Below are 17542 nucleotides of genomic sequence, written 5' to 3' on the forward strand. Positions count from 1 at the left end.
TTCGCAGCACCGTCGATCGGCATCGCCCGATGAGTGGAGCACGACCGACTCCGTCGCCGGCGAATGCACTCGCGCGTCGCCTCATCGGATTCTCGACGCTGCCCTTCCTCGCCTCCGTCCTTCCCCTCATCGCGCTCCCGTTCATGTCGCGTGCGTCGAGCACGGATGACTGGACCGCGCTGAACATCGGGCTCGGCGTCGGAACGTTCGCAGGCGCGATCGGACTCGTCGGATGGAACATACTCGGCACGCCGCTCGTCGCCATGGCGAGCTCCGACGACGACCGTCGCGCCCTGTACGGCCGCTCCTTCTACATCCGCGCTGCAGTCGTCGTCGTCGCGTCTCTGCTGAGCGCGATCGTGGCCTCGGTCATCTCCCCCACGTCATCCTGGGGCGTCGCCGCCGCCTTCGCCGTCGCAGGAGCTCTGAACGGCATCGGCCTCAGCTGGTACGCCGTCGGCGTCTCCTCGCCCCGCATCGCTCTCTGGTACGAGGTGGTACCCCGGGGCGTGGCCACCGCCGTCGCGATCGGGGTCGTCCTCGTGACGCAGAACGTGCTCTGGTACGGAGTGCTGCTGAGCCTCTCGATTGTGCTGGGCACTCTCGCGTTCCATCGACGCATCCTGCATCGTCTGTGGCCGACATGGCCGGGACTCGCACGGCTGCGATCCGACGTCGGCGACATGAAGGCCGCGTGGGGCGTCGAGTCGATCGGCAGCCTCTATCAGAATGCGCCGGTCCCCGTCTCCGGTCTCATCGCCTCGCCCGTCGATGTCGCCGCCTACGCCTCGAGCGATCGCATCTACCGATACGGAACCCTCGGGGTGTCCGCCGCCGGGAACGCGCTTCAGGGCTGGGTGCTGGAGACCACCGATCATCGGAGCCGCCGCGCGCGCAACCTCGCTGCCTTCGCCGTCATGGGGGTGATCGCGGCGATCGGTTGGGTCGTGCTCGCGATCTGCGGCCCTCTGCTCAGCGGCCTGCTCTTCGGCGCGGACAAGCAGGGTGACCCCGCGGCCTTCCACTTCCTCGGAATCGCCTTCATCGCAGTGACGATGTCGACGCCGCTCATCCGCAATATCCTGATCCCCGCGCGTCGCGACGGCTTCGTCCTCGCCGTCAGCATGTTCGCCGCGATCGTCGGAGTGGCCATGATGGTCGCGCTGGGTTCGTGGCTCGGAACCACGGGCGTCGCCATCGGCTTCGCGGTGAGCGAGACCGCCACACTGCTGGGGTGCATCGTCCTCGCCACCCGCGTCGGCCTCGCTCCCCGATCCGATGCCACCACCACCAGGGACGCCCGGTCCGAGACCGAAGAGGAGACTCCGTGATGCAGGACCCATCTGTGAGCGTCTGCATGGCTACCTACAACGGTGCGGAGTACCTGCGCGACCAGCTCGATTCGATCCTCGCGGAACTGCGACCGGACGATCAGGTGGTGGTCGTGGACGACGCGAGCACCGACGGCACCGTCGCGCTTCTCGAGACCTACCGCGATGTCCGCATCGAGGTCCACCGGAACCCGCAGAACCTGGGCTACGTGAAGTCCTTCGAACGCGCGCTGTCGCTCGCAGATGGAGATGTCCTTCTGCTGAGCGATCAGGACGACGTCTGGGTACCCGGACGACGAGACGCGCTCGCCGACGCCGCCGCCGAGTTCGGCGTCGCCGCATCGAATCTGCTGCTGCTCGATTCGCGCGCCCCGCTGCGCTCCCCCCTGACCGGTCGGCCGTGGCTCCTCCACGGCGGCGCGACGCCTCGGAAGCTGCATACCGCGCTCCTGATCCTCGCCGGCAACGCTCCGTACTTCGGATGCGCCATGGCGATTCGTCGCGACATCCTCGCGCTCGTCACGCCCTTCCCCGAAGACCTCCGCGAATCGCATGATCTATGGATCGCCACCGCCGCGAACCGCGCGGGCGCGCTCACACATCTCGACCAGGCGACGGTGCTGCGCCGCGTCCACGACAGCAACGCCTCCACCTCGCGGCCGCGGGGCCTGGCCGCCGCCCTGCGCTCGAGGCTGCTGCTCGTGCGCCTGTGGCGAGAGGCCGGACGCCGCCTCCGTGCCAGAGCCGATCGCGGCTAGACGCCCGCGACGCTCGCGCACCACCCCGCGCCGGCCGCAGCGGGCTCACGCACCTGGGCGGTCTATGCAGGCGCCTGCACCGATGAGGGGGGATCGGACGACTCGCGCACGCCGTCCTTCGGCCCACGCACGAGCCGGATGAAGTGCCGCTCGACCAGAACCCAGCTCATCCATCCCAACACGAACGTGAGCGCCGTCGTGATGACGATGTAGAGAGCGAGTCCCCATTGCGCGCCGCCCACTATGACCACCAGCTGCTGGACGGGCCAGGCGTAGATGTAGAAGCCGTAGGACACGTCGTTGCGCGCGATCCATGAGGGCTGCGGGATGATCGTCGAAAGATAGAGCAGCGCGTAGCCGAGGACCGGCGCCGCCAAGGGCCCACCGAGCACCGGAACGAACACCATCAGGGCCGCTGCGACCGGTATCGCGAGTATGCCCGCCAGCGGAACGATCCCCCGGCGCTCGACGAAGAGGTACATCAGCGAGCCGCCCAGGAAGTAAGGGACGAGTCGCACGAACAGCGAGAAGTCCTCGTCGAGACCTCCGGTGTGGCCCAGCGCGACGGTCGCCCGCAGTGCGACCGAGACCAGCCAGAGCGATGCGACGAGGGCGATGGAGCGTCGATAGATCGCGAGGCCGCCCAGGAGCCACACGACGAGGTAGCAGAGGAACTCGAAGTACAGCGTCCAGAGCGAGCCGTTCCATGCGTTCGGATACGGCACCGTCGCGAGCGACTCGCCGATCTGGTACTGGTCGATGTGCAGGAAGAGGTTTCCCCACACGTACTCCAGGGGCGTCGGTCCCGTCGTGAGGAACCCGTCGAGTGTTCCCTTCGTCAGCAGCTGAGCCAGCGGTGCGAAGAGGAATGCCGTCACGAGCAGGCAGACCACGAACGCCGGGACGATGCGCGCGATGCGGTGCAGGAGAAAGGTCCCGGCATCCGAGCGGAATCGTGATCGCGTGATCAGGAACCCGCTGAGCACGAAGAACCCGATCACCGCCCAGCCGCCCAGGTTCTCGCCGTTGAACCCCGGGCTGTCCGAACGGCCGACGATATAGAAGGCGTGAGCGAACAGGACCAGGAACGCCAGAATCAATCGGAAGAGATTGAGGCTGTTTTTCCGATAGGGGAACTTCTCTGCCCGCAGCAGCGGATGCGTCACTTCAGGAGATTTCTCTTGCTCATCTCATCGAGTGAACGCTCGTAGCCGTCTGCCTCGATCGGCTCCGACAGCACCCATTCGACGAACGCGCGCACCCCGTCGCGGAATTCAGTCGCGGGAATGAAGCCGAGAACCTCCTGGAGACGGCGCGTGTCCGCGACATTGTGTCGGATGTCGCCCAGGCGGTAGTTGCCCGACACCCGCGTCGGGACGTCGCGGCCGAAAGCCTCGAAGAGCGCGGCGACGACCTCGTTGACGGTCGTGGCGACCCCGGATCCGACGTTGAAGGTCTGTCCTGCCGCCCGTGGATCGGTCGCCGCCAGGAAAGTCGCTTCGACGACATCGTCGATGTACACGAAGTCTCGGCTCTCCTCTCCGTCCTCGAAGATATTGATCTCCTTGCCCTGGCGGATCAGGGTCGAGAAGATCGACAGGATGCCCGTGTACGGGTTCTTGAGCGACTGGCCGGGCCCGTACACGTTCTGGTACCGGACCGAGACGCTGTCCTTGCCGATCGTCGGAGCCACCGTCATCACCAGCGATTCCTGCATCTGCTTGGTGATCCCGTACACGCTCGACGGATGGAGCTTCGCGTCTTCGTCCGTGGGTACGAGCGTGAGCGCTTCCTCCCCCGGGTGGTGGACGTCGAAGTCGCCGGCCGCCATATCCGCATCCGCGCGATGACCGGGGTACACCAGTCGTCCGTCTGCGGTCCGGTACGAGCCCTCGCCGTAGATCGACCTGGACGACGCGATGACGATGCGATGCACGGAATTGTGGTCGTTCGCGAGCACATCGAGGAGCTTCGCCGTGCCGCCCACGTTGGTCTCGACGTACCGGTCGATCTCGTACATCGACTGCCCCGTGCCGGTCTCAGCCGCGAGATGCACCACGACCGTGGCGCCGTCGAGCGCACGGCGGAGATCGTCCGTAGACGTCACGGTGCCCTCGATCACGTCCGCGATGCCGTGCAGCGATCTCAGCAGAGGTGACGTCCGCTGCGGGTCATCCCCATGGACCTGGGGAATGAGCGAGTCGAGCACTGTGACCGCATGACCGTCCTGTGCGAACCGGGCGGCGAGACGCGTGCCGATGAAGCCCGCTCCTCCAGTGATCAATACATGCTCAGGCATCAGTGGGCCTCCGGGGATCCATCGCCGTCGAGAACTTCACGCCAGCTCGGCGCTCAGATGGTGAAGATGTGCGCCAGCGTCGATTGTAGTCCAGCACGATCGCCGTGCGTGATGACGCCGGGCAGCTCGGTGACCGCGTGCAGGCGTGACATGAGCCGGACTCGGGCCGTACGTGCGGTCCCGCGCCAGCCGATGGCTCTCGCCAGTGCGAACGCCTCGCGATAGTACGTGCGCTCGTCCCGGAAACGCCGCCCGTCGAGGAGCGTCTTCTGCGATGCGCTCGAGCCGTGTCGCCGATACGAGAACACGGTCTCGGGTACGAAGACGAGAGAGCCGCCTTCGAAGGCGATGTCCATGAGGAGGGCGAGATCCTGGATGATCGGCAGACCGTCACGGAAGTCGATGCGCTTGAGAGTCGCGGTGCGGAAGGTCAGAGAGGGCCAATACAGCCAATCGCCTCGGATCAGGCTCGTGGCCATCTGCGCACCCGTGAGGACCGCGATCCCTCCTGTGGTCCTGGGGGCCAGGATCCGCTGTTTGACGGAATCGACGAGCGGCATGATCTCTCGACCGTTCTCATCGATGACCATGACTCCCGGCTGGATGACGTCGACACCCGGCACACGCTTCGCCGCCGCCCTCACGACTCGCAGGTACTCGGGGTGCATGAGATCGTCGCACCCGAGGATCGTGACGAACTCGCTGGTGGCCCGACGGATCGCCTCCCGGTAGTTCTCGGTGATACCCAGGTTCGTAGGGTTCCTCGAATACTCGACGCGCGGGTCGCCCAGCGTGGCGAAGTACTCGGCGACGCTCTCGTCCGGGTAGCAGTCGTCGATGACGACCATCCGCCAATCCGGGTCGCTCTGCGCTCGGACGGACTCGACCGTCTCGAACAGGAGTGCGGGCTCGCCCCAGAAGGGGACGAAGATCTCATGAGTCACCGTGTCAGCATCCCGTCACTTCATACAGTTTCGCCCGGCCCTCGGCGTCGACGAGCGTGACCGCATCGGATGAGGCCAGGCGTCGCAGGCCCTCGAAGTCGTGACGCGCCCCGTGGATCTCCTGGGTGCCGAAGTCCAGCACATAGCTCGTGCCGGTTCGTTCTACCGCGTCGCACACCTCCGAGCCGGGTTCCGCGTCAGCCAATTCGTCGAGGATGAGCTGCTGATCCTCCGTGAGACTGGTCAGCGTATGCGGCATCGTGACACGACGGTCGGCATAGGCGTAGGCGAGCCCGGCACCGGTCCACGCACTGCCCGCGATCACCGCATCCTCAGGAGTCTCTTCGGGCAACCGTTCCAGCAGCTCGAGCTCGTCGATCGAGATGAGCCGAGACTCTTCGCCGTACGCGTAGACGGTGGACACGAATCTGACGGCCTGCTGGTTCGCATAGAGCTGCCCGCCGAAGAGCACGATCCCGACCGCGGCGATGCCGGTCGCGACGACTCTGCGCCGTGCCCCTTCGGCGGCGAGCAGGCCGCGGATCCAGCCGAACAGGAGAAGGCCTCCGAGCGCCGCAATCGGCACCACGAGCATCGGCAGCAGCGCAGCGAGCCTGGGCGCGTTGTTGTACCAGGCCCCTGTGAGCATGTCTCTCAGCTCCGGCCACACCATGGCGCTGGACACGACGTAGAGAACCGCGACGACGAGATACAGAGCGATCGGCAGCGCCGCCGACAGACTGCGCTGCCGAATGAGGCCCACCGTGCCGATCACGAGGAGGAACACAGCGACCCAGCTCACGTTTCCGTAGGTCGGGGACAGTGTGATCGCCTGCCCGATCGCCTGCCCGATCGTCTGGTCCACCGGCCAACCGCGTGCCTCTGCAGCGGGCTTCAAGACCGTCCAGGCGACCGCTGCCAGCAACAGCGCGAGCGCGAAGAAGACCGTGTTGCGGATGAGGGGGCCTCGCGCGGGGGCCCCGAGGACGAACTTCACGTAGGCGAACCCCGCGGTCACGATGGCCAGGACGATCCACGCGACGAAAGCGCCGGGGTGCGCGATGATGACGCCGGGCAGCCCTCCCAGCAGAGCGATGAGGAGCGTCGCCTTGGTGAGCCCCGACGGGGAGGATGCGAAGCCGAGCAGCTCGATCGTGGCCGCCAGGACGGCCGGAAGGAGGCTCAACGCGAGGAAGTACGGGTAGAGCACGCCGTAGTCGATCAGCATGAGAGGGAACACGGGGATGATGGCGGCGAGCACACCGGCGGTCAGCGTCACGACCGGGTGACCGCCGACCATGACGCGCGTGAGCAGCAGGACGGACGCCGGCCAGACGAGGGCGGCGACCGCGATCATGGAGGCGTTCGACGCGATCATGACAGACGTGCCGGTCGTCTCGGCGACCAGTGCGACGAACGCGTGCCACCCGTCAGGATAGAACCACAGTCCGCCCTCTGGGCTGGTCATCCCGCCGACCGTCAGAGGAGAGGCCGAGCCGGTGTCCATGATGTAGCGCACGGCATTCAGATGGAAGATGTTGTCGAAAGTCTGCGAGATGTTGTTCGGATCGCCGACGATCAGGACCAGCTGCAGCGAGAGGATGACGCCGGCTGCGACCAGCGCCCACACGGTGGCGCGGGGGGTCTGCACGGAGGGCACCGTGGGCTCCGAGCCGCGCAGCGCCCTGCCGATGACCGCAGCGACGATCATCACCGCAGCAGCTGTGGCGGCGACCGGGAGCAGCGTCCATCGAATCCCGACGAGCGGAGTCCACAGAGAAGCGAGGACGATGACGGTGACGGACGCCGGCGCGGCGAACGCCCAGGCCCACAGTCCACGCAGCGAGAGCAGTCGGGCGATGAGGTACCCCGGGCCTACGAGCAGCGCGGCCGCCGTGATCAAGGGCAGAAGCGCAGAGAGCCAGCTCATCGCTTGCTCTGCTCCGGGTAGCGGATCTTCGGATTGAAGGTGATGCCCTTCACCCACTTGCCGAGCAGCTTCGCACGCAGATCCAGCGGAACGCGGCCGCGGTGGAGGCTCACGAAGAGTCGCGCACCGAACTCGACGAAGTACAGGAACCCACGGTGGTGCAGCTGCCAGGAGGCCTCGTTGCGCACACCGTACGAGAACTTCCACAGGCTCTTGCGGTCGACCATCGCGAAGTTCACACCCCGGTTGTCTCCCATGTCATGCACGACGACGCTGTCGAGCACCTGCACACCCGGGCAGCGCGCGGTGAGGCGAAGCGTGTATTCGCGGTCGTCGAACCAGATGAAGTACTCCGAATACGGAAGTCCGTACTCAGCGATGGCCCACCGCGGGATCAGCACGGACACGAACGAGCATGCGGTCACCATGACGTTCTTCTGCCCCTTGACGAGCAGTCGCCCCCAGTCCCACGTGGTCACCGGGTTGTTCATCTCGCAGATGCTGCCGTCGGTGAACTCGACGACGGAGCAGGCGAAGGGCACGTCGCCGCCGAGCTCCTGGACCGCCCCGTCGAAACCGGCGATGAGGCTCGCGAGAGCCTCCGGCTTCGGGTAGCAGTCGTCGTCCATGATCCACACATGGTCTGCGCCGGACGCGTAACCTCGCAGCATCCCCTCCGAGAACCCGCCCGCTCCCCCGGAGTTGGTCGACATGCTCACGACTTCGAGGGGAACCGACGTCTCGAGCGCGGCCAGGTACTCCGCCGTGCCGTCGGTCGAGGCGTTGTCGATGACGAACAGCGTCTCGACCGGGTGCGTCTGCGCCTCGATCGATGCGATCACGGTCTTCAGCTTCTCGAGCCGATTGAACGTGACGACCACTCCAGCGACACTCACCACGAGCCCACCTCTTCCTTGAACCATGAACTCGCGGACTGCTGGGACAGCAGCTTCTTCTCAGCCTTGCGCTCCTTGCGCCACAGCGCTTCTCTCGCGTCCTCGTCGTTGACGAGCGGGGCCACCGCCTCCGCGAGTCTGCGTGCGGCGAGGCGCGCATATCGAGGGACGAGCGCTGACTCCGGGATGATGTCGCCCTGGGCACCCACGTCCGTCGAGATCACCGGCACTCCGTGCGCGATCGCCTCGAGAGTCGTGAGCGTGAGGCCCTCGTTGTGAGATGACACGACGAGGACATGCGCCTCATCGAGCGTCGCAGCGACAGGTGTGTTCGAGGCTCGCCGGACGATGTCGGCTGTCAGCCCCTCGGCCTCGATGATGTCATCGACCCAGCTCGACAGCTCGCCGCCACCGTGCAGGATGAAACGCAGCGAGTACCCCTGCCGCTTCAGCCGTCGCGCCATCGTGATGAAGACCTCCGGCGCCTTCTGTCGCGCCATCCGACCGATGAACGCGACGGTGAACTGCTCACCCGCCGTCCGCGGACGGAACACGGCATCCTTCGGCTTCACGGTGAGTCCGCCGAGCGGTGCCATGACGACACGGTCAGCGGGGATGCGCTGCACGTCCGTCATCCAGCGGGCGAGGCTCGGCGAGATCACGTGGTGCGTGGTGATCGATCTCGATGCGATCGCGCTGCTCATCGGATAGCCACCACCGGTGTACTCGACGATGTGAGTGCTGTCGATGATGGGGATGCCGGGACGCGACGCGGCGATCCACGCCACCCGATCGTAGAGCCACTGATTGTGGTGGATGACGACACCGCGCACGTCGAAGGTGCGCAGCAGCGCGCGGAGCAGCGGTTCCACGCCGGCCGTCTGAGAATCCACGGTGGGCTCCGAGAACGGGATCAGCAGAGCCCCGTCGAGCTCGGGACGAGTGACCCACGGCTGGTGCGAGTCACGGTTCGTCAGCACGATGGGGAGCAGACCCGCTTCACGCACCAGACGCACCGTCTCGAAGGCCCAGAGCTCAGCGCCGCCGAGCTCGAACCAGTGGAGGCCGATGATCACGGCCTTCTGCGCTCCTTCGAGGACGGGACCTGCCGGCACGATCACTTCGCCCTCGTGGGCGCCTCCGCGGCGGAACTCCGCTTCGTAGTCGCGAGGCTCGATGGCCGTCGTGAGCCTGCGTCGGAATCTGAGCAGCGAGAGATCACGGGCATCGTCGTAGAGGAGCGGAGCGCGCGACTTGACGCTCCGTGCGATCCGGCCCACAAGCCCAGGTCGCTGCGGGCGGTACGGGTCGGAGTCGAGAACATCGTCGGATGAGACGTGCACATGTCTGGTGGGCGACGCCACGAGTCGGTTCGAGGCCGCTTCGGTGTGCTCGGGGTCCCGCTCCTCGGCGGAGACGGAGCTGACGATGTCGAAGCTCTCGACGCGGTGGCGGTTGTTCCTCGAGAGTCCGTCGAACGTGCTGTCGTCGGTGAGTCGAGGGGTCGTCTCGGTCGAGCCGTCGTAGCGATGGATCCGCAGGGTGCGCTCGGGCGCCATCAGCGCATGGAAGTTCAGAGCCCCGACGAGAAGGCGTCGTTCGCGCTCCGACAGATCCGCGCCCGTCTGCGGGTCCTCGAATCGGAAGAGTGCAGGCTGATCGAGGGCTTGAAGAGGTGTCACGGATACAGTTTGCTTTCGGATCGACGGACGCACGAGACCACCGCGAGCCTACCAGCGACGGTGCGCCCGACCCTGGAACGAGCCTGTGCCTCGCGTTCGCGGCTTCCCCACCGATCTGCCAGGGACGATGCGCCGGGGATCGTATGATTGCTGACGGTGCGCCCGAGACCGTCGGCGCGTCGGAAGGTGGAATCGCGGTGCAACAGGCTCGCACAGCCGACGACCAGAGAATGACGACTCCTGGCGCGAATCGAGGACTCCTCGAGGTCTTCCGGCAAAGGCATCTGCTCTCGCTCATCGTGCGCAAGGAAGTGCAGATCCGCTACCGTGGCTCCATCTTCGGGTGGCTCTGGTCGTACGTGAAGCCGCTCGTGCAGTTCGTCGTCTTCTTCGTCGCGATCGGCGTCTTCCTCGGCCTGAACGACCGGGTCGACTTCTTCCCGATCTATCTGCTCTCCGGCATCACCGTCGTGACCTTCTTCAATGAGGCGTTCTCGAACGGCACTCGATCGCTGGTCGACAATGCGGCGCTCATCAAGAAGATCTACCTGCCCCGCGAGATGTTCCCGATCGCGAGCATGATGATCGCCGCCGTGAACACGGTGCCGCAGATCATCGTCGTCATCGCGATCTCGCTGTTCTTCGGCTGGGCTCCCACTTTCGCCTCCCTGGGTGCGATCCTCCTGGCTCTCGTGATCATCGCCGTTCTGGCCAGCGGCCTCGGCCTCTTCTTCGGCTCGATCAACGTCACGTTCCGCGACGCGCAGAGCTTCGTGGAGATCATCGTGATGGTCGCCATCTGGGCCTCCCCCGTGATGTACGAGTGGACCCAGGTCGCCAGGGTCGTGCCCGAGTGGCTCTTCGTCCTCTACCGACTGAATCCGATCACCGCGGCCGTCGAGCTGTTCCACTACGGAGTCTGGTTCCCGCTCGGACCCGATGCCTCCCCGATCCCCGACGTATGGATGTACGGGCTCATCGCACTCGTGACGTCACTCATCGCGCTGGTCATCGGCCAGCTCGTCTTCCGCCGACTGGAGGGCCGCTTTGCCCAAGATCTCTGATGCGCAGCCTCTCCCGCGGATCATCATCGACGACGTCCACAAGACCTTCAAGCTCCGGCACACGCATTCGATCAAAGAGACGGCGCTCGCTGCGATCCGCCGCAAGCCGCTGACGACGGACTTCCACGCCCTCGACGGCGTCTCGTTCGATATCCAGCAGGGCGAATCCGTCGCTCTTCTCGGGTTCAACGGATCCGGCAAGTCGACGATGCTGAAACTGATCTCCGGAGTGCTCGAACCGGATGCCGGCACCGTGCTCACTCGCGGCCGCGTCGCCGGCCTCATCGAGGTCGGAGCGGGGTTCCACCCGGATCTGTCCGGACGCGAGAACATCTTCCTCAATGCCGCGATCCTGGGCATGAGCAAGAAGGAGACCGAGGCGCGGTACGACGAGATCGTCGCGTTCAGCGAGATCGAGCAGTTCATCGACACCGAGGTGAAGCACTATTCATCCGGCATGTTCCTCCGACTCGCCTTCTCCGTGGCGATCCACACCGAGATGGACGTGCTGCTGATCGACGAGATCCTCTCGGTCGGTGACGAGCCGTTCCAGAAGAAGTGCCTCGCTCGCGTCCGCGAGCTGCATAACCAGGGCAAGACGCTCGTCGTCGTCAGCCACGATCTCAACATGGTGTCGAACCTCTGCGATCGCGGCATCCTGCTTCAGAAGGGCAAGGTGCGCTTCGACGGCCCCAGTGCCGAGGCCGTCGAGGTCATGCGCTCCTGATCAGTCCCGGGCGCCCCGGACGGGGCTTCCAGAGCTCACAGATCTGCGTGCAGTCCCCACACGCGCTCGGCCGAGCCGAGCCATGAGAACGAACGCGAGCGGTCCGCGCCGAGCACGCTCAGACGACGCGCGCCGTCACCGACGGCATCGACCACGGCTTCGGCGATGTCCGTAGGCTCGGTGATCACTCCCCCGTCGGCGATCACATCGTGGTGCACTCCGCTGTCGACGGCGACCACCGGCACTCCGAGGGTCATCGCCTCGACAGCACGCCACGGCCACACGGCGTGCGCGCTGGTGGCCACCAGTGCGGACGCGCCTGCGAGTACCGCGGCCCGGTCCGCGACCGACAGCGACCCGCGGATGTGCGCCCTCGATTCGGGCAGTCCTGCCGCTGCCGCGACCTCGGCCAGCCTCGGCTCCGAACCCTCCGGCGCGTCGAGCACGACGGCTTCCTTGCCTGCGGCGATCGCGGCCCGGAACCCGTGTTCGAGCGACTCGGCGGACCCGGTGAGCACCAGATAGCCCGCGGGAAGCGACAGGGACGCCCGTCGTGCGGTCGCATCGAACGGCACGACGAGGTCGCAGGGGGCGGCTCCCGGGATCACACGGATCCGTCCGCTCAGCTTCGCGATCCCCTCCAATCTCGCACCGACCGCGTGCGAGGGCACGACGACGGCATCCGCGTGCTTGACGGCCCTCTTCAGCATCGCCCGCTGCCAGGCGACAGCGGTCTTCGACAGCGAGTCAGGCTCTTCCCACGCCTGCAGATCCCACAGGGTCACCGTGGTCTGATCATGGTCGTGCAGGCGGTCATGCCGCACCAGCGGGGCCATCAGGGTGGGCGAGTGGATGAGACCTCCGCCGACCCCCCGTACGATCCCCAGCTGCCACGACGCCGCGAGCTCCCGCCGCGCGAACGACAGTCGGTGCACATCGGAGAGACCCGCGATCTGCACCTCGGCGCCGGAGGGGACGATCGCTTCGACCTCGCACCCGGCGGGGGCTGTCGAGATCAGCGCCGCGGTGAGGTCGGATGCCGCCGATGCGTGATCCGCATCCACGACATGCGTCAGCTGATCCAGAACCACACGCAGCCGAGCACCCATGCGACAACAGTAATCGCCCGACAGCCCAGAACCTGGGAGCGTGACCGCGCGCGACGCGGATCGGAAATGCCCCACACCCCCGATATGTCGCTTCGTGCTTGAATGCAGGGGTGAGTGACGGACGTCTGCCTGTACGTCGTCGGTGGTTGCGGTGGACCATCGGCGTGATCGTGATCTTCATCGTGCTCGCTATCGCCTGGGTCGGCATCCGCGGCATCGGGGCCGTGAACAGCCTGCAGGAGGTCGCAACGTCGTCATCGAAGCTCAAGCAGGCCATCGGACAGGGCGACCTCGACAGAGCAGCGTCGCTGTCGTCACGCATCGCCCACCATGCCGAGTCGGCTCACGACCTGACCTCCGATCCGATCTGGCTCGGATTCGGCCTCCTGCCGTGGCTCGGGCCGAACTTCTCTGCGGTGAGCGAGGTCGCCGAGATCGCCGACGACGTCGCCTCGGACGCTCTTCTCCCCGTCCTGGAGGCAGCTGATGCACTCGACCTCGCGAGCCTGGGCCTCTCGGGCGGCGCGATCGATCTGACGCCTTTCGCGCAGATCGAGCCCTCGCTCGCTGACGCGAGCGCGACGCTGACTTCGGCTGAGACACGGGCACTCGGCATCGACGCGGACGCGACCCTGCCGCCGCTCGCCGATGCCGTGCGCGAGATGAGATCGACTGTCACCCAGGCCGCCACGGTTGTCGGAGCGCTGCACGGAGCGTCGGCACTGCTGCCGAGCATGCTCGGCGCGGAAGGGCCCCGCAACTACGTGCTCGCGATGCAGAACAATGCCGAGCTGCGATCCTCGGGAGGCATCATCGGGGCCATCGCGCTTCTTCATGCGGAGAACGGCAGGATCACTCTCGTGCAGCAGGCATCCACCCAGGACTTCCCGCCTCTCGACACGCCGATACCACTCAGTGAGTCGACCGTCGCCCTCTTCGAGGATCGTCCGGGTCGATACCTGCAGAACCTGACGAGCATCCCGGACTTCACCGAGGCGGGACCTGCGATCGCGACGCGATGGCAGAACCGCTTCGGGCAGCCGGTCGACGGTGTCATCGCGGTAGACGCTGTGATGACCGAAAGTCTCGTCGCAGCCACAGGACCGCTCGCATTCGGACCGTTCACCGCCACGGAGGAGACTGTGGTGGACCTGCTGCTGTCCGAGATCTACGCCGCGGTGCCCGACCCGGCCGCGCAGGACGAGATCTTCTCGCAGGCGGCGGGAGCCCTGCTCTCCGCTGCGCTGACCGGGGCGGATCCGAAGGATCTCGTCGCTGCCCTCTCGGTGTCGGCGGATGAGCGACGCATCCGCATCTGGAGCGCGCACGAGGAAGAGGAGGCGATCCTGTCGGCGTCGACTCTGGGCGGGGCGCTGCCCGAGGACGACGCTCAGACTCACATCGGCGTGCTGGTGAACGACACCACCGGCGGCAAGATGGACTTCTATGCCGACGCTGCCATCACGACCTCGATCGGCACCTGCGACGGCGAGCCGACCACGCAGGTGACGGTGACGTGGATGAACGACGCACCGGCGGATGCCAGCACATCGCTCCCGCCTTACGTGACCGCGGACGGGTTCTACGGCGTGCCAGCCGGGTCGACCCGCACCCTCATCACCGTGTACGGCCCGGAAGGTGCGACTCCGTCTCACATCGACCGCGACGGTGAGGAGATGAGCGTGCAGACGGCTCTGCTCGGCTCCCGGTCGGCGGTTCAGCACGAGGTGCTCCTGGCCCCGGGAGAATCGTCGAAGATCACCGTGGAATTCCAGGGAACCGGCGCCGGAGAGCGACTCACAGTGGTCGATCACACGCCTATGGTGACGACGCCGGAGACATCCCGAGAAGAACTCCGCTGCGCATCGTGACTTTCCCGATTCGATGATGTAGTGTCATTCCCACTGGGGAATATCTGAGTTCTGCAATTCTGTCGTGGGGACAGGAAGAACTCACGCAGTCGGATGCAGGGGTGTATCCGAAGGCGATTCCGCGTGTATTTCTGGGGAGAATCATGCTGAAGAAACTGGCTGCGATCAGCCTTACCGCTGGCGTACTCGTGCTCATGGCACCTGCTGTCGCCTCCGCCTCGCCGGTCGTTCCGACCGAGTCGGACTCATATGCGGGCACACCGCGGGTGACCGTCGATGATCCGATCATCGACATCTGCGAAGTGTCCACCGTCGCATTCGGCGCAGGCTACTTCCTGCCGTCCGAGAACGTCGGAGTGTCCGTCTCCGGCCTCAACGCCGGCGACTCGGCCATCTCTGGCAACACGGCGGCCGCCGACGGCAGCCTCGTCCTCACGTTCCGCCCGCCGTCCGACGGCGAGGGCTCCTACGCGCTCGCCTTCAGCGGTTCGCGGTCGTACACGGCGACCATCACGGTCTCAGAGGGCCATGACTCCGCCGTGAGCTGCGACCACGACCCCGGTGTCGCGTCCGCAGGCACCGAGCTTCCGCTCACCGGCGGCGGGCTCGAGCTGGCGCTCACCGGCGGCAGCGTGTCGCCGTGGGTTCTCGGAGGTGGGGCAGCTGCTCTCGTGGCTGGTGGAGTACTCGTCGCAACAGGCGTCACCCGCCGCAAGCGCTCCTAGGTCAGATTCCCGCTCTGCGGGAGTCGACTGGACGACGGTGATCCCTCCCCCTCCGATCACCGTCGTCTGGTGAATCCGGTCATGCACCGGAGGCCCACGGCCACCACTTTCACTCTCAGGTGGTGGCCGTGGGTTCATTCATGCGCCGAGGTGTGGAAGAACCACCGGGGATCACCGGCCCCGCGGCGCCGTCGGATCACGGTGTCGGTGTCGGGGTCTCCGTCGGAGGATGAAGCGTCTGCTGGATCATCTCGTGGATGAAGCCGTAATCGGGAGCATGCTCGTCGACGCCGTTCTCGGGAGTGAGCTCGATCGTCGTGACGGTCTGCTCACGCGCCTTGGTCATCAGATCGAAGAACTCGGGGAGCTTGTCCTGAGGCAGATCGGTGCTGATCAGCGCCGTTCCCGCCGATGCCACCTCGTTGAAGCGTGTGAGCACTGTCTGCGGGGTGAACTGCGCGAGAATCGCCTCCTGCAGTTCACGCTGACGCTTCATGCGGTCCCAGTCGCTGGTGGTGTATCGCGATCGGGCGTACCACTGCGCGGTGTCGCCGTCCATGTGCTGCTGCCCCACCTCGATCCAGCCGATCGCCCATGCATCCACGTCGTACGGGTCCACGCCATCCGGCGGACCGCCCTTGGGAAGCCGCTCCGTCACGTTGATGTCCACGCCACCGAGCGCGTCGACCAGAGCTGCGAAGCCGTGCATGTCGACGAAGACGTAGTACGGGATCTCGATCCCGAGAACGCCCTCGGCCGCATCCTTGGTGGCCTCGATCCCTGCGTCGGAACCGTGTCCCGCAGCATCCGGATACAGCCCCGTGCCGTTGTCGTCGCGGCAGATCTCCGCGGCGTTGCGGACGTGGTTCATCCAGCCGTTCCATCCGCACGAACTCGAGCTGTGGCCTTCGAAGCCGTTCGGGTACAGCGCCTGCATCGGGCTTCCTTCGCTGAAGGGCGCGTGGGGAAGCTCACGAGGGATGCCGGTTATCGTGACGGCACCGGTGGTGGCGTTCACCGAGACGACAGAGATGCTGTCGAACCTCATCGAGTCGCGGCCCTCGCCGCTGTCGGCTCCCAGCAGCAGGATGTTGTAATAGCCCTCACTCGGGGGCAGACTCGGCCCGCTCTGACCGAAGATCGTGTTGATCGTGCCCCGCGCGGTGCCGACATAGGACGCGGCGTACCCGGTGCCCGTTCCGACGAGACCGAGCAGAAGCAGGGCAACGAGAGGTATCGCGAACTTAGAAGGACCCGGGACTCTGACCAGTCTGACCAGCCGCAGCACGTCGAAGGTGAGCACCGCCCACAACACGAGGTAGGCGATCAGAAGCACCTGGACGAGCGTGAGAACGACCGCCGAGAACCATCCGCCGCCGACCGTGAGCCACAGCAGCACCGGCCGCGCGAACAGAGCCAGCCCCGCGCCCACGATGACGAGGAACCAGGCGAGCAGCGTCGCTCCGAGGCCGAGGCGCCCGAGCCGGCGATTGCCGGCGAGCACCTGAGCAGAACCGGGCACCAGGAGGTTCACCAGCACCAGCCACCAGCCGCGCTTGGTCATCATCCCGGCATCCGCGGTGTTCGGATGCCGCAGAGGGCGAGTCTCGATCAGCGGTCGCGCCGTACCTCGCGGCGGCGCAAGGGTCACAGGGACCCCTTCAGCCGATCGTTCTTCTCTTCGACCTGCGCTTCGAGATCGAGCGCGTACGCCTCGATGCGATCAGCGAGGTCGTCGTCCGAGGCACCGAGAATACGGGCCGCGAGGATGCCCGCGTTGCGGGCTCCCGCGATCGACACCGTCGCGACAGGGATGCCTGCCGGCATCTGGACGATGGACAGGAGGGAGTCCATACCGTCGAGGTAGGCGAGCGGCACGGGAACCCCGATGACCGGCAGCGCCGTCATCGAGGCGAGCATCCCGGGAAGATGCGCAGCGCCACCGGCGCCGGCGATGATCACTCGGATGCCGCGCCCGCGTGCATCCCGCGCGTACTGCATGAGCTTGTCAGGGGTGCGGTGGGCCGAGACGACCTCGACCTCGTGCGGGATCGCGAAGTCGGTCAGCGACTGAGAGGCGTCGCTCATCACGCGCCAGTCGGAGTCGGATCCCATGACGACGCCGACGAGGGGCGCGGTGGAGGAGTGCAATGGCTCGGTCACCCACTCAGGCTACGGTCTGGTGCTGGGAGAAACCCCGAACGGC

Annotated in this window: 15 protein-coding genes; 6 read left to right on the plus strand and 9 right to left on the minus strand. The window is 66.2% G+C overall.

The features are described from left to right. Positions 1-29 precede the first annotated feature (29 nt). Positions 30-1331 (plus strand): hypothetical protein, encoded by a 1302-nt coding sequence (locus QMA07_RS04325; protein ID WP_290160227.1) that lies wholly within the window; start codon positions 30-32, stop codon positions 1329-1331. Beyond that, positions 1331-2089, plus strand: a complete 759-nt coding sequence (locus tag QMA07_RS04330; protein ID WP_290160228.1) for a glycosyltransferase — start codon at positions 1331-1333, stop codon at positions 2087-2089. Before QMA07_RS04325 ends, QMA07_RS04330 begins: the two co-directional genes overlap by 1 nt. A gap of 62 nt (positions 2090-2151) precedes the next feature. On the opposite strand, the gene QMA07_RS04335 is transcribed toward QMA07_RS04330, so the two are convergent. The 6 genes from QMA07_RS04335 to QMA07_RS04360 are packed head-to-tail and all read right to left on the minus strand — an operon-like array spanning position 2152 to position 9840. Beyond that, positions 2152-3255: an acyltransferase gene (locus tag QMA07_RS04335; protein WP_290160229.1), complete on the minus strand. Its 1104-nt coding sequence runs from the start codon at positions 3253-3255 to the stop codon at positions 2152-2154. Further along, a complete protein-coding gene (locus QMA07_RS04340) occupies positions 3252-4388 on the minus strand; it encodes an NAD-dependent epimerase/dehydratase family protein (protein ID WP_290160230.1) in 1137 nt (378 codons plus the stop codon). Before QMA07_RS04340 ends, QMA07_RS04335 begins: the two co-directional genes overlap by 4 nt. 53 nt (positions 4389-4441) lie before the next feature. Beyond that, complete coding sequence (locus QMA07_RS04345) at positions 4442-5332, minus strand: glycosyltransferase (RefSeq protein ID WP_290160231.1); 891 nt, start codon at positions 5330-5332, stop codon at positions 4442-4444. Positions 5333-5336: 4 nt separating this feature from the next. Beyond that, the gene (locus tag QMA07_RS04350) at positions 5337-7262 is read right to left on the minus strand and encodes a DUF6541 family protein (protein ID WP_290160232.1); all 1926 of its coding nucleotides are present in this window, start codon (positions 7260-7262) and stop codon (positions 5337-5339) included. After that, positions 7259-8158 carry a glycosyltransferase family 2 protein gene (locus tag QMA07_RS04355; RefSeq protein ID WP_290160233.1) on the minus strand — a complete coding sequence of 300 codons (900 nt, stop codon included), beginning with the start codon at positions 8156-8158 and terminating at the stop codon, positions 7259-7261. The genes QMA07_RS04350 and QMA07_RS04355 overlap by 4 nt, the downstream gene beginning before the upstream one ends. Next, entirely contained in the window at positions 8155-9840 is a 1686-nt protein-coding gene (locus tag QMA07_RS04360; RefSeq protein ID WP_290160234.1) for a glycosyltransferase, read from the minus strand. The genes QMA07_RS04355 and QMA07_RS04360 overlap by 4 nt, the downstream gene beginning before the upstream one ends. Positions 9841-10070: 230 nt before the next feature. On the opposite strand from QMA07_RS04360, the gene QMA07_RS04365 reads away from it, so the two are divergent. Both QMA07_RS04365 and QMA07_RS04370 read left to right on the plus strand, forming a co-directional pair. After that, a complete protein-coding gene (locus QMA07_RS04365) occupies positions 10071-10904 on the plus strand; it encodes an ABC transporter permease (protein ID WP_290160235.1) in 834 nt (277 codons plus the stop codon). Then, positions 10888-11631: an ABC transporter ATP-binding protein gene (locus QMA07_RS04370; RefSeq protein ID WP_290160236.1), complete on the plus strand. Its 744-nt coding sequence runs from the start codon at positions 10888-10890 to the stop codon at positions 11629-11631. Before QMA07_RS04365 ends, QMA07_RS04370 begins: the two co-directional genes overlap by 17 nt. Positions 11632-11666: 35 nt before the next feature. On the opposite strand, the gene QMA07_RS04375 is transcribed toward QMA07_RS04370, so the two are convergent. After that, positions 11667-12740 carry a glycosyltransferase gene (locus tag QMA07_RS04375; protein ID WP_290160237.1) on the minus strand — a complete coding sequence of 358 codons (1074 nt, stop codon included), beginning with the start codon at positions 12738-12740 and terminating at the stop codon, positions 11667-11669. 110 nt (positions 12741-12850) lie between these two features. On the opposite strand from QMA07_RS04375, the gene QMA07_RS04380 reads away from it, so the two are divergent. Then, positions 12851-14611: a DUF4012 domain-containing protein gene (locus tag QMA07_RS04380; RefSeq protein ID WP_290160238.1), complete on the plus strand. Its 1761-nt coding sequence runs from the start codon at positions 12851-12853 to the stop codon at positions 14609-14611. Between the two features lie 143 nt (positions 14612-14754). Next, on the plus strand, positions 14755-15336 hold the full coding sequence (locus QMA07_RS04385) for a hypothetical protein (protein ID WP_290160239.1): 582 nt from the start codon (positions 14755-14757) through the stop codon (positions 15334-15336). Positions 15337-15532: 196 nt separating this feature from the next. Here the strand turns inward: QMA07_RS04385 and QMA07_RS04390 are convergent, their stop codons facing one another. Together QMA07_RS04390 and purE are read right to left on the minus strand one after the other, a co-directional pair. Further along, on the minus strand, positions 15533-16987 hold the full coding sequence (locus QMA07_RS04390) for an LCP family protein (protein WP_290160240.1): 1455 nt from the start codon (positions 16985-16987) through the stop codon (positions 15533-15535). After that, a complete protein-coding gene (gene purE / locus QMA07_RS04395; RefSeq protein WP_290160257.1) occupies positions 16984-17451 on the minus strand; it encodes a 5-(carboxyamino)imidazole ribonucleotide mutase in 468 nt (155 codons plus the stop codon). Before purE ends, QMA07_RS04390 begins: the two co-directional genes overlap by 4 nt. Positions 17452-17542 lie beyond the last annotated feature (91 nt).

The organism is Microbacterium sp. APC 3901, from assembly GCF_030407765.1.
Classification (GTDB): Bacteria; Actinomycetota; Actinomycetes; order Actinomycetales; family Microbacteriaceae; genus Microbacterium.